General features: G+C 46.9%; 10 protein-coding genes. All 10 read right to left on the bottom strand.

Going from position 1 to position 14,131, the window contains the following annotated elements; all coding sequences use genetic code 11:
• Window positions 1–119: 119 nt before the first annotated feature.
• A complete protein-coding gene (gene argH / locus NST34_RS29615; protein WP_341129291.1) occupies window positions 120–1,535 on the bottom strand; it encodes an argininosuccinate lyase in 1,416 nt (471 codons plus the stop codon).
• A gap of 93 nt (window positions 1,536–1,628) precedes the next feature.
• Entirely contained in the window at window positions 1,629–2,864 is a 1,236-nt protein-coding gene (locus NST34_RS29620) for an argininosuccinate synthase (protein ID WP_042192353.1), read from the bottom strand.
• 311 nt (window positions 2,865–3,175) lie between these two features.
• Window positions 3,176–4,144: an ornithine carbamoyltransferase gene (gene argF, locus NST34_RS29625; RefSeq protein ID WP_341059311.1), complete on the bottom strand. Its 969-nt coding sequence runs from the start codon at window positions 4,142–4,144 to the stop codon at window positions 3,176–3,178.
• Window positions 4,141–5,427 (bottom strand): aspartate aminotransferase family protein, encoded by a 1,287-nt coding sequence (locus tag NST34_RS29630; RefSeq protein WP_341129292.1) that lies wholly within the window; start codon window positions 5,425–5,427, stop codon window positions 4,141–4,143. Before NST34_RS29630 ends, argF begins: the two co-directional genes overlap by 4 nt.
• Window positions 5,428–5,497: 70 nt before the next feature.
• On the bottom strand, window positions 5,498–6,328 hold the full coding sequence (argB, locus tag NST34_RS29635; protein WP_339243736.1) for an acetylglutamate kinase: 831 nt from the start codon (window positions 6,326–6,328) through the stop codon (window positions 5,498–5,500).
• 41 nt (window positions 6,329–6,369) lie between these two features.
• Window positions 6,370–7,602 carry a bifunctional ornithine acetyltransferase/N-acetylglutamate synthase gene (gene argJ / locus NST34_RS29640; protein ID WP_341129293.1) on the bottom strand — a complete coding sequence of 411 codons (1,233 nt, stop codon included), beginning with the start codon at window positions 7,600–7,602 and terminating at the stop codon, window positions 6,370–6,372.
• Between the two features lie 20 nt (window positions 7,603–7,622).
• Entirely contained in the window at window positions 7,623–8,678 is a 1,056-nt protein-coding gene (gene argC / locus NST34_RS29645) for an N-acetyl-gamma-glutamyl-phosphate reductase (protein ID WP_445667680.1), read from the bottom strand.
• A 175-nt stretch (window positions 8,679–8,853) separates the two neighbouring features.
• Window positions 8,854–9,738 (bottom strand): YitT family protein, encoded by an 885-nt coding sequence (locus NST34_RS29650; RefSeq protein WP_076285679.1) that lies wholly within the window; start codon window positions 9,736–9,738, stop codon window positions 8,854–8,856.
• 151 nt (window positions 9,739–9,889) lie between these two features.
• Window positions 9,890–11,003, bottom strand: a protein-coding gene (prfB, locus tag NST34_RS29655; RefSeq protein WP_341129294.1) for a peptide chain release factor 2 whose coding sequence is annotated in 2 segments (ribosomal slippage) — window positions 9,890–10,930 and window positions 10,932–11,003 — 1,113 coding nt in all. Because the reading frame shifts where the segments join, the coding sequence is not laid out codon by codon here.
• Window positions 11,004–11,368: 365 nt separating this feature from the next.
• Complete coding sequence (secA, locus tag NST34_RS29660; RefSeq protein ID WP_341129295.1) at window positions 11,369–13,876, bottom strand: preprotein translocase subunit SecA; 2,508 nt, start codon at window positions 13,874–13,876, stop codon at window positions 11,369–11,371.
• Between the last annotated feature and the right edge of the window lie 255 nt (window positions 13,877–14,131).

Raw genomic sequence — 14,131 nt, forward strand, 5'->3', positions numbered from 1 at the left:
AGGATAACCGTAAAGAACACTGTGAATCCAGTCGTGTTGTAATTAGAGCCCCTTTAGATAAAAAAAAATCTCGCCTGCGACCTATAAAAGTCTGAGGCGAGATTTGGTATTGATACGGTTTACAATATAGCGTCCCCGTGTTGTACAACCCATTCATTAGCTTCGTGCAATGCCAGCTCCGCTCGTTCGATTGCAGCTTTCACCTGAACGGTGGCTGTGCCGCCATAAACGTTACGGGCGTTAACTACAGCTTCCGGTTGAAGAACAGCATAGATATTCTCGTCGAACAGCGGTGAGAATTGCATGAACTCTTCCAACGACAGATCCAGCAGGAACTTGCCTTCGTTAATGCAGTAGAGCACGGTTTTTCCGATTACTTCATGTGCTTGGCGGAAAGGAAGACCTTTGCCGACCAAGAAGTCGGCGATATCCGTTGCATTCGAGAAGTCCGTGTTCACGGCTTCACGCATACGTCCCTTGTTCACCTTCATGGTGGAGATCATCGGCGCGAACAACTGCAGTGCACCAGTCAGCGTAGTAACGGTATCGAACATGCCTTCTTTGTCTTCCTGCATATCCTTGTTGTAGGCGAGTGGCAGAGATTTCAGTACGGTCAGCAAGCCAATCAGGTTGCCGTAAACGCGGCCTGTTTTGCCCCGTACCAGTTCTGGTACGTCCGGGTTCTTCTTCTGCGGCATAATGCTGCTGCCTGTGCAGAAAGCATCATCCAGTTCCACAAAGCTGAACTCCGTGCTGCTCCACAACACCAGTTCCTCACTGAGTCTGGATAGGTGAGTCATTACAAGCGCAGCATTTGCCAGAAACTCAACGATGAAGTCGCGGTCGCTGACAGCATCCAGACTGTTCTCATACACACTGTCAAAGCCCAGTTGTTCCGCTACAAAATGGCGGTCGATCGGGAAGGTCGTTCCCGCAAGTGCTCCTGCTCCGAGTGGCAGCACGTTGATCCGTTTGTAGCTGTCCGTCAGACGTTCTGCATCGCGGCGGAACATGGAGACGTAAGCCAACAAGTGGTGAGCAAACAGGATCGGTTGTGCCCGTTGCAAATGCGTATAACCAGGGATAATTGTCTCCACATTATCTTTGGCCTGCTCGATCAAAGCTTCCTGCAATTCATGCAGCAAGCTAACTAGCTCAACTACACGGCCACGTAAGTAAAGGTGCATGTCCGTTGCCACCTGATCATTACGGCTGCGTCCTGTGTGCAGCTTACCTCCGACTGGACCGATTTCCTCAATCAGATGTTTTTCAATATTCATATGGATGTCTTCATCCGCTACGGAGAAAACAACCTCTCCAGCGTTAACCTTGTCCAATACTTTGTTCAGACCTTGCTTAATCGTCTCCACATCTTCTTGTGGAAGGATTCCGCATTTGCCCAGCATTGTGACATGCGCCAGACTGCCTTGTACATCTTCTTTGGCCAAAGCCTTATCAAATCCAATGGAAGCCGTATATTCCTCCACCAGCTTGTTTGTTCCTTTAGTAAACCGTCCGCCCCAAAGCTTGCTCACCTGTAGTTTCCTCCTCTTGGACGCCAGAGGGCCGCTCCTATCCTGACGGGAGGAACGGCCTTCGGAATGCCCGTTTAAGTTTATGTTATCGTTCTATTTCGAAGCTCCATTTACACCTGTAGAAACCTTAAGGCGCAATGCGTTCAAGTGGATAAAACCAGTTGCATCCCCTTGATCATAAGCTTGTGTAGGATCAGCTTCCATCGTTGCAATCTCAGGATTGTACAGGCTGACTGGACTCTTCACTCCAGCGCCAATGATGTTGCCTTTGTACAGTTTAAGACGAACAGTACCTGTTACATTTTGCTGGCTCTGTGTTACAAGAGCTTGCAGTGCAATACGCTCTGGTGCGAACCAGAAACCGTTATACACCAAAGTGCTGTAACGAGTGATCAGGCTGTCACGCAGGTTCATCACTTCACGGTCCATCGTGATGGACTCCATTTTGCGATGAGCGACGAACAGGATTGTTCCACCCGGAGTCTCATACACACCACGGCTCTTCATGCCGACAAAACGGTTCTCAACCATATCCACACGTCCGATACCGTGTTTACCGCCTAGCTCGTTCAATTTCTCCATCACTTGAAGTGGGTTTAAGGACTCACCATTCAGGGCTACGCAGTCTCCCTTAACAAAATCGAGTTCCAAATATTCCGCTTCATCCGGAGCATCCTCTGGAGCGTTGCTCAGTAGGAACATTCCTTTGTTCTCAGGTGCGCTTGGATCGAACCAAGGATCTTCCAATACGCCGCTCTCATAGCTGATGTGCAGCAGGTTACGGTCCATCGAATACGGCTTCGCCGCAGAGGCTTGTACCGGAATGTCATTAGCTTCCGCATAAGCGATCATTTCCGCACGACCCGGGAATTGATTGCGGAACTCTTCCAAACGCCAAGGTGCAATCACCTTAATGTTTGGTGCAAGAGCAGCTACGCCAAGTTCAAAACGCACTTGGTCGTTACCTTTACCTGTCGCGCCATGCGCGATAGCCGTAGCGCCTTCAGCGATGGCGATATCCACCATACGCTTAGCGATTAGCGGACGAGCAATACTAGTTCCGAGCAAGTACTGGCCTTCATAAAGTGCGCCAGATTGGAACATAGGGTAGATGAAATCGCTAGCGAATTCATCGCGCAGGTCGTCGATGTATACTTTCGATGCACCAGTAGCTAGTGCTTTTTCTTCCAAACCGTCGAGCTCTTCTTTTTGGCCGATATCGGCTGTGAAGGCGATGATCTCAGCATCATAAGTTTCTTTAAGCCATTTCAAAATAACGGATGTATCTAGTCCGCCGGAATAGGCGAGTACAATTTTTTCTTTAGCCATGGTGTGGCAACTTCCTTTCGTGTGGGGGGTATAAGATTCGCTTAAATGCGCTTATAGAACTCCGGTGATAAAGCGCAACTACGTGAAATGTTTGGACTTCCGGTCGCTGTTATAATCAGATTTCTATGATTGTAGTCTGCCTTCGCAGATGAAATCTGATTATAAAGGCGAACGCTAACGCTCCTACAGTTGCAAACTTTCACTTCATTGCTCCGCACCGGAATTCCAACGCTACTTATTAAGTTCATCTTATATAGTATTTTATATAATCTTAGACCAATATAAGTTCAATCCTAATTATCTATGATTCCTTAACTCATCAGCGCAGCCATTAAAGCCTTTTGCGCATGCAGGCGGTTCTCAGCCTGATCAAAGATGACCGAGTTAGGGCCGTCAATCACGCCTGTGCTAACCTCTTCCTCACGGTGGGCCGGCAGGCAGTGCAGGAAGAGATAATCGCTCTTCGCGCCTTTTACAAGCTCCTCATTGACCTGATAGTCCTTGAATGCCGCTTCACGCGCCTTTTGCTCCTCTTCGAAGCCCATGCTCGCCCACACATCGGTGTAGATGACGTCAGCGTCTTGTACAGCTTCTTGCGGGCTGTTAGTAACCACAATCTTAGCTCCGGTTTCTTTAGCGATCTCACGGGCTTCTGCTACAACTGCTGCATCCGGCTCATAACCTTCTGGTCCAGCGATTGATACATCAACACCCAGCTTGGCTCCACCAATCATCAAAGAATGCGCCATATTGTTGCCATCGCCGATGTAAGCCAGCTTCAGGCCTTTGAGCTTTCCTTTGTGCTCATAAATGGTTTGGTAATCCGCCAGCACTTGGCAAGGATGTGCCAGGTCGCTCAGACCGTTGATTACTGGAATAGAAGCATAACGAGCCAGATCCTCTACTTTGTCATGGCCGAAGGTACGGATCATAATTCCGTCGAGGTAACGTGACATTACTTGTGCTGTATCGCCAACCGTTTCACCGCGTCCAAGCTGAATGTCATTTTTGCTCAAGAAAAGGGCATGCCCTCCCAGCTGATACATTCCAACTTCAAACGATACGCGCGTACGAGTAGAGGATTTTTCAAAAATAAGACCAATCGTTTTCCCCTTCAGCGGCTGAAATTCTTCGCCATTTTTCTGCTTCTTCTTCAGCTCAATCGCCGAATCAATCAGATACGTAATTTCCTCCGGGCTGTAATCGTTCAGCTCCAGTAAATCACGGCCTTTCAGTTGCTGTGCAATGGTGTGCTTGTTACTCTGTACGCCCTGACTCATGAGCCTACCTCCCCGTTTGCTTGTTTAGCATAAGTATGAATGAGTTCGGAGACGATGTCTACCGCTTGGTCGATCTCCTCTTTACTTACATATAGATTAGGCAACAGACGAAGGACATTAGGACCCGCTGTCACGAACAACAGGCCTTTCTTTTGTCCAGCCAAAACAATATCGCCCACTGGTGATTGACATTCAATCCCGATCAACAGTCCTTTACCACGGATATCCTTCACAAAAGAACTATCCGCCAGCTTCTCTTTCAAAAGACCTGTCAGGTACTTACCCATTTCTTCAGCGCGTTGTGGAAGCTCATCCTCCAGCATCGTTTCAATTGTCGCTGCCATAACCGCTGTTGCGAGTGGTGTTCCCCCGAAGGTGGACGCATGGCTGCCTGGTGAGAAAGCATCACGCAAATATCCTTTGCCAAGCATTAAACCCGCTGGGAACCCACTAGCAATCCCTTTAGCCAAAGTGAAAATATCTGGTTCAATTCCATAATGCTGATGAGCGAACAACTTGCCTGTACGTCCCATACCTGTCTGTACCTCATCTACAATCAGAAGCAATCCGTGTTTCTTGCACAGTGCCACTACAGCGTTCAAGAACTCAGGCTCTACCTCAAGCACGCCACCCTCTGCAAGCACCATCTCCAGCATGATAGCAGCGGTATGATCTCCGATAGCAGCCTCTAACGCCGGGAGATCATGCAAGGGCACAGTCTTGAAGCCTGCTGGAAGCGGCAGGAATCCTTCTTTTACCTTTTGCTGACCTGTAGCTGTTAGTGTGGCTAATGTACGTCCATGGAAGGATTGTTCAAATGTGATGACCTCATAACGATCCACACCTTTAATCTTCTGGTGGTAACGACGAGCCAGCTTAATAGCAGCCTCATTCGCTTCTGCCCCACTATTGCAGAAAAACACTTGATCAGCGCAGCTATTCTCTGTCAAAAGGTTTGCAACTTTGTCCTGTCCAGGAATATGGAACAGGTTCGAGACATGCCAGAGCGTATCAATCTGATCCTTTAGCTTCGCACCGACTTTTTCAGGAGCATGACCTAGACTGGTCACAGCTAATCCACTTGTGAAATCAAGATACTTATTGCCCTTATCATCCCATACCCAGGTGCCTTTGCCTTTCACTAAGCTGAGATCATATCTGGCGTAAGAAGGGAATACCGCGCTAAGCTTGCCTGCTGCAACATCCGGTGTACCTGATCCTACTGTATCGGTCTGCTGTGCCCCTGCTTGCGAATCCAATTCAGCTTGTGTAAGCTTGCTCATTCTAAGTCACTCTCCCACCTTGTGCTCCTGTGTACCAGGCTGCACCTCTAATTGATACTCATCTATGATTCTACGAACGAATAATACGTGTGCCTATCGCTTCACCTTGTAGCACTCGGCTAAGCACCCGTGGTTCTTTTCCATCCACAATAATAACCTCTGAAACGCTGCCTTGAATGCAATCGATAGCTGCCCGTACTTTTGGGATCATGCCACCGTAAATTTCTCCACTTTCAATTAAAGCTTCGATTTCCTGTACGGTAACGGATGGAAGCACAACCTTTCGACCCTCCACCGTACTCATAATGCCAGGCACATCTGTAACTACGATCATTTGGGGAGACTCTACATATGAAGCGACTGCCCCTGCTGCTGTATCTGCGTTAATATTGTAGCGCTGACCTTCAGCATCTACACCAATAGGTGCAATGACAGGAATATATCCCATACCTATAATCCCTGTTACGATATCAGCTTTCACTTCCGTTACTTCGCCTACCAAACCTACTTCAGCGCTATTAGCTACGGGTCTAGCAGTAATCATATTTCCATCGATGCCGGATAGCCCTAGAGCTAGACCGCCACTTCCTTGAATTCGCCTTACAATCGCCTTGTTGATACTCCCTGCCAGCGTCATCTCTACGACATCTAGTACTGCCTCGGTGGTTACTCGCAGACCGTTCACGAAGCTGCTTTCAATGCCCAGCTTTGCTAGATTCTCTGAAATGGCTGGCCCTCCGCCATGAACAATTACAGGTTGAATGCCTTCCTGCTGCAAATCTCGTAAATCTTCGAAAAAAGAATCAGGAAGAGCAGCCAGCGTACTGCCGCCGCATTTCATCACAAACAATCCACTACCATCTAATGCATCTATAAGTTCAAGCTCGCTATTTAGCGTCATAAGTTCGGTATCCTTCCCTTGTGGGCTTAAGCCGCCACAAATTAGGTACGGTATGCAGCGTTAATACGCACATAATCGTAAGTTAGGTCACAGCCCCAAGCTGTAGCCTTTCCGGTTCCATCATGCAAATCTACAGTGATCAGCACAGTTTCACTTTTTTGCAAATAGGCCAAAGCCTTCTCCTCATCAAAAGCAACCGGCTTCGAATGCAGTAGCACCTCGATATCACCTAACGAAATGTTCACACGCTCCGGCGATACTGGCACACCCGCGCGTCCAACCGCAGCAATAATCCGTCCCCAGTTCGCATCCGCTCCAAAAATAGCAGATTTCACTAGACTAGAACCCACCACTGTCTTGGCAATCGCTGAAGCAGCTTCGTCATGAACAGCACCATTCACTTGAACCTCAATCAGGTGAGTTGCACCTTCGCCATCTCGAGCAATCGCTTTGGCAAGCGTCTGGCACACATAAGTGAATCCAGCAGCAAAAGCGTCCCAATCCGGATGAAATCGAGTCAGCTTCTCATTACCTGCAAGCCCACTAGCCATCGAGACTAGCATATCATTCGTGCTTGTATCTCCATCAACTGTAATCATATTAAAAGTAACGTTCGTAGCAGAACGAAGTAGACTGTGTAAATCTTCCGCTGAAATATCAGCATCTGTAGTCATAAAACCGAGCATGGTAGCCATGTTAGGATGAATCATCCCGGAGCCCTTCGCAGCTCCAGCAATAATAACTTCTACACCGCCAACAAGCACCTTCACGGCAACCTCTTTTTTAACTAAATCAGTTGTAAGTATGGCCTGACAGAATTCTTCCGCTCCAGCAGCCTCACCGTCAAGCTTTTCTGGTATTGCAGCAATACCGCTACGTACGCAATCCATCTTCAGCAGCTCACCGATCACACCAGTCGAGGCGACAGCAACATCATTAACCTCCACACCCAAATGTTGAGCCGCAGCAGCGCGCATCTCATAAGCATCGGCCTCGCCTTGTTCACCTGTGCAGGCATTAGCATTCCCGCTGTTCACGACTACCGCCCGCAACGTTCCGTTCACAAGACTTTCTCGCGTCACCTTCAGAGGAGCCGCCTGAAAAACATTTGTCGTATATACGGCAGCAGCCGTAGCTGGAACCTCACAAAGAATCATTCCGAGATCGTTGCGGTCTGTTTTTTTCAATCCACAGTGCAGTCCTCCGGACTTAAATCCTTTAGGTGAAGTAATGCTTCCACCTTCCAAGGTAGTAAATAATTCAATCTCGCTCATGTTATTTGTACCGCTGATCCTTATGGATACACAGGTGTGTAACCGAGGCCAAGGGTTTCCTCCCATCCCATCATCAAATTAAGGTTCTGTATTGCCTGACCTGCCGCACCTTTTACAACGTTATCAATGACGGAGACTATGGTCACCCGCCCTGTACGAGCATCTGTCGCAAATCCGATATCACAATAATTAGAGCCGCTAACTTCTTTTGTCGCTGGAATCACACCTACATCGCGCACCCGCACATAAGGTCTGCCCGCATAATATTCACGATATAAATTCACAAAATCCTGCTCCGTATAATTGCCCGTCATTCCTGCATACATCGTACTCATAATACCTCGGCTCATTGGCACGAGATGTGTGGTGAACGTTACGGTTACCTTTTCTCCAGCAATCTCCGTGAGTGTCTGCTCGATTTCTGGTATATGTTGATGTTTATTTATTTTATAAGTTTTTAAGTTCTCGTTTATCTCTGCATAATGCACCATCAGGCTCGTTCCGCGTCCAGCTCCGGTAACCCCTGATTTCGCATCAATAATAATACTGTCATGCTTAATCCAGCCTGCCTGAATCGCAGGAATTAGTCCAAGAAGTGTAGCCGTAGGATAACAGCCTGGATTAGATATAAAATCAACCCCGGCCACACGCTCTCCGAACACCTCGCAAAGTCCGTACACAGCTTGTTCTAGGTACTCATCAGCAGGAGCTGTATGTTTGTACCAGTGCTCATACTCTACGCCATCCTTCAATCGGAAATCACCGGATAGATCTACGACCTTAAGTCCAACTTCCAGCAGCTGCGGCACCAGCTTTGCACTTACACCAGACGGCGTAGCCGTAAAAACCACATCCGCCCGCTCAGCCATCTGCGCCGGATCAACGCCATCCAGCCTTCGGTCAATAATGCCCGTCAAATGAGGAAACCCTTCCTCTATCGCATCCCCTGCACTAGATGAGGAAATTACCGAAGTAATCTCTACTTTAGGATGACTTTGTAGTAGCCGAATCAGCTCTACGCCTCCATAACCCGTTGATCCAACAATCGCCGCCCTCAGCTTGCCTTCCACTGTCATCCCCACTTCCTGCTTATCATGAATAAATTATTTAATATAATGCATACCGTCTTAGAAATATGTATTATTATACATCCCTATTAATATAAATACAACACAATATGTGAACTTTATTCATCCTAAATATAACCTCATTTAGAAAAAAAGAGAAGCGTCGCCTCCCCCGTAGGAGAGATTACGCTTCTCTTTTAAATCCTTCGCCTAACACTTCATGTGCTTCGGTAATAATAACAAATGCACTTGTATCTACGGATTGGACAATCGCCTTTAGCCTTGATACTTCATTCTGACCTACCACAACCATCAGAACAGTACGTGCATCTCCAGTGTACCCGCCATGTGCGTCCAGCTTTGTCAGACCACGATCCAGATCATTTAATATCGCCGCAGAGATTTCATCTGTCTTGTCCGAGATAATATAAGCAACCTTCGTATAACGGAAGCCTACCTCTATTGCATTAATGGCCTTACCTGTAACAAACAATCCGATCAGCGCATACAGCGCCTGCTCCATGCCGAGTATAAATGCAGCCAGCACAATAACCGTCCCGTCCAGCAACACAACGGAAACCGAGAAGCTGAGACCGGATATCTTTTGAATGATCTGCGCCAAAATCGTAAGTCCACCTGTTGAGCCCCGTCCGCGGAACACAACGCCAAGTCCCACCCCCACACAGATACCGCCATAAATGGAGGCTAAAAGTGGATTGGTTGTCGGTGTAGGCAAATCTTTTGTCAACAAGATAAATAGCGGCAATACAAAGCTCCCGAGCAACGAGCGAACGCCGTATTGTTTACCCAGGAAGATTACTCCGAGCACAAACAGCGGGATATTAAGTGCCCATTGCGTAAATGCCGGTTCAGCCCCAAACCAAGCTTCAGCCAATACAGAAAGACCCGATACACCACCAGAAGCTATATGATTAGGCAGAAAAAAAAGATTAAACCCCAATGCCGTGATTAGCGAACCGATCAGAATAAGCATTGTATCCACCACATGACGGACGGGTCCATTCAGTGGAATCAGCGGGGGTTTATTACGAGAATTGATTTTTTGCATTTCATGGCGCTCCTTAAAGTGTCATCTTGCTCTACGTAAGAAGAAACGGCTATTCCATCCATATCAAAGAATGGTATCCGTTTCCCCTAAAAAAATATAAAGATAAAGTATGGAGTAAGCTTATACTTTCCTATATTCCCGAAAAAATCCCTTAATCCGCCTCAACCTTGATCTGGCTACGCAAGTACCCATCAATGAATGCGTCCAGGTCTCCGTCCATTACTGCACCCACATTACCTGTTTCCACGGAAGTACGGTGATCCTTGACCATGTTATACGGATGGAATACATAGGAACGAATCTGACTGCCCCAAGCGATTTCCGATTGCTCGCCGCGAATCTCATCCAATTGCTGCTGCTGCTCTTGCAGCTTGCGCTCATAGAGCTTGGAACGCAGCATTTTCATGGCTTGTTCCCGGTTCTTGATCTGTGAACGTTCGTTCTGGCAGGTTACCACTACGCCCGACGGCAAGTGAGTAATCCGTACAGCAGAGTCCGTAGTATTGATATGCTGTCCACCGGCACCACTCGCGCGATACGTATCGATCTTAAGATCTTCGGTGCGGATCTCAACTTCAACATCATCCGTAATTTCCGGAACAACATCACAGGACACAAAAGAGGTGTGGCGTCTGCCAGAAGAGTCAAACGGGGATATCCGCACCAGTCGGTGTACACCCTTTTCGGCTTTCAAATATCCGTAGACGTTGAAACCCTTGATGAGCAGTGTGACACTCTTAATCCCTGCTTCATCACCCGGTAAATAATCAAGCACCTCAACCTTAAATCCACGTTTCTCAGCCCAACGTGTGTACATACGCAGCAACATCTGTCCCCAGTCTTGAGATTCTGTTCCGCCTGCACCCGGATGAAGCTCAAGAATAGCATTTAACTTGTCGTACGGTTGGTTAAGCAGCAATTGCAGCTCGAATTCATCCACTTTACTGCCTAGGCTACGGATCGTCTCTCCGATTTCTGTTGCCAGATCCTCATCGCCCTCTTCATCCGCAAGCTCTGCCATCATAGCAGCATCATCGTATTCCTGTTGAAGCTTCTCGTATTGATCTACGGAAGATTTCACAGCGTTCATCTCAGCGATTACACTCTGCGCTTGCTCACTATTATCCCAGAATCCTGGAGCCACCATTTTCTCTTCAAAGTTAGAAATCATCTCTTGCTTAAGATCTAAGTCAAAGAGACCCCCTAAGGTCAGTTAGTTTCTTGCCTATTTCACGCAGATCCTGCTTTACATTTGGTTCTATCATAGGTCACTTCACCTTTCAAAATTGGTTGTTACGGTCTTCGCTATTGGAAAATTAGTAATGAGTGAATGTTCAGCCATTCCGAGAAGGATTGGACTTCCGATCGCTGTTATCCTCAGATTCCTTGATTAGATAACCGCACTTGCGGTTGGAATCTGAAGATAAAGGCGAGCGCTACGCTTCTCCAGTTCCAAACCTTCTCTCCATTCCTCATTCGCTCGAATACTAAATATCCAAAAAAGCGACTGGGCCGTAAACGGGGGATACCCCCGGGCCCAGCCGCTCTTTATGGTTAGTATACCCATAGAGATCAGGGTTAAAGACTTACATCTTCAACACCTGAATATGAGCGCTACTAAACGTTTGTCTTATGCGTTTTGACCGTGGCAATTCTTGTACTTCTTGCCGCTTCCGCAAGGGCAAAGATCATTACGGCCAGTCACAGCCTCAACATGAACCGGACGTTTCTCAACAGGTTCGCTGTTTGTAGAGATCTTGTCTTCATCAATAACGGATTGACGTTCCTGATTCGCCTCGATGTGAGCCTTCATAATATAAGTAGCTACTTCTTCTTGAATCGTAGCAGTCATAGTATTAAACATCTCAAAGCCTTCGAATTGATACTCGCGAAGTGGATCCGTACCACCGTAAGCACGCAAGTGAATCCCTTGACGCAATTGATCCATTGCATCAATATGATCCATCCATTTGCTATCTACGGAACGAAGCACGATTACTTTTTCGAATTCACGTACGAGTTCTGAGCCCAGGCGTTCTTCACGAGCAGCATATTTCTCAAGCACACGTTCAAAAATGAACTCGATGATTTCCTCTGCTTCCTTGCCCCATAGAATATCACGGGTCAAAGCACCTTCTTCAAGCAGCTTGCTGTTTACGTAATCAGCAACTTCTTGCAGTTCCCAGTTCTCAGGAATATCATCGCTACAGTGTGCAAGAACGATACGCTCAATTACTGGCTTGATCATTTCAAGCACGACATCTTTAATATTATCGGACTCCAGAATCTCACGGCGTTGTTTATAAATAATTTCACGCTGCTGATTCATCACGTCATCATATTGCAATACGACTTTACGGATATCAAAGTTATTACCTTCAACACGTTTCTGAGCAGATTCTACAGCACGTGTGATCATACGACTCTCAATCGGCTGATCTTCCTCGAATCCGAGACGATCCATCATAGTCAGAACGTTGTCAGCACCAAAACGCTTCATAAGCTCATCGCCAAGCGACAAGTAGAACTGTGTAGAACCAGGGTCACCTTGACGACCCGCACGACCGCGCAGCTGGTTATCAATCCGGCGTGATTCATGACGCTCTGTACCAATGATATGCAGACCTCCAAGATCTGTCACACCTTCACCCAGCACGATGTCCGTACCACGTCCAGCCATGTTGGTAGCAATCGTAACTGTACCTGGCTGACCTGCATGGGTAATGATTTCTGCTTCCGCAGCGTGATGCTTCGCGTTAAGCACTTGGTGTCTAACGCCTTTGCGCTTCAGCATTTCAGATACGAGCTCTGAATTCTCGATCGACACTGTACCAACCAGTACCGGCTGGTTCTTTTTGTGACGTTCTACAATTTCTTCCACTACAGCCTTGAACTTACCGTTCTCACTCTTGTAGACAACATCCGGCATATCTACGCGCTGATTTGGTTTGTTCGTAGGTACTTGAAGAACTTCAAGACCATAAATCTTCTTGAATTCCTCTTCCTCAGTCTTCGCTGTACCTGTCATACCGCCCAGTTTGCGATACATACGGAAGTAGTTCTGGAATGTGATCGTTGCAAGAGTCATACTCTCATTCTGTACTTCGATTTCTTCCTTCGCTTCAATCGCTTGGTGCAGCCCATCGCTATAGCGACGACCTGACATTAGACGTCCTGTAAATTCATCAACAATAACGACCTCACCCTCGTTTACAACGTAATCTACGTCACGACGCATGATTACATTTGCTTTTAGGGCTTGGACGATATGGTGATTCAAGGTTACATGACTGTGATCATACAAGTTCTCAATACCAAAAGCGCGCTCAGCTGTAGCTACACCTTTTTCAGTCAAGGCTACAGACTTCACCTTAATATCAACTGTGTAGTCTTCTTCAGCCTTAAGCTTTTTCACGAAACGGTCTGCTGAAAAATACAATTCTGTAGACTTCTCAGCTTGTCCGGAAATAATAAGAGGTGTACGTGCTTCATCAATAAGAATAGAGTCCACTTCATCAATAATACAGAAATACAGAGGGCGCTGAACCATTTGCTCTTTATAAAGCACCATGTTGTCACGCAAATAATCGAAACCAAATTCGTTGTTCGTGCCATACGTAATATCGCAGGCATAAGCAGCTTGTTTATCAGCATGGTCCATACCGCTTAGGTTAACCCCAACCGTCATGCCCAGGAAGTTATAGATTTGTGCCATTTGTGCGCTGTCGCGCTGAGCCAAATAGTCATTGACCGTTACTACGTGTACGCCTTTACTTAGCAAAGCATTCAAATACACTGGCAATGTACCTACTAGTGTCTTACCTTCACCAGTCTTCATCTCGGAGATTCGGCCTTCATGCAGAGCCATACCACCAATCAACTGCACATCAAAATGCCGCATACCAAGTGTCCGCTTGGAAGCTTCACGTACGGTAGCAAATGCTTCGGGAAGAATTTCTTCCAAAGTTTCGCCTTTTTCAATACGGGCACGGAATTCTGCTGTCTTAGCTTGTAATTCTTCATCAGATAGCTTTACAAATTCCGGTTCCAATCCATTAATTACATCGACTGTCTTCATGAGACGTTTAACGTCACGATCGTTTGTATCTCCGAATATTTTCTTTACAAGTCCTAGCATGGTTAACCCCTTTCATGCAACACAGATGGTGGAACCGAGCCCATCCTCACAAAATTGAAAGGGCCATTTATAAATTCGATTCCGCTGCTTCATAAATTGTAACAGTTTGTAAGAGATGCCGCAATACAAGGTGTATCAGCCACATTTTTCAAATATAGTCGCTTATACGCACAAGAGCCCTATTCGCTGCAAGCGAATAGGGGCTCGGTTTAAATTTCTTAGGTTCTGACTAACTCTCGAGGCCCTTTATACTTA

It is taken from the genome of Paenibacillus sp. FSL H7-0714 (assembly GCF_038003765.1).
Taxonomy (GTDB): Bacteria; Bacillota; Bacilli; order Paenibacillales; family Paenibacillaceae; genus Paenibacillus_AQ.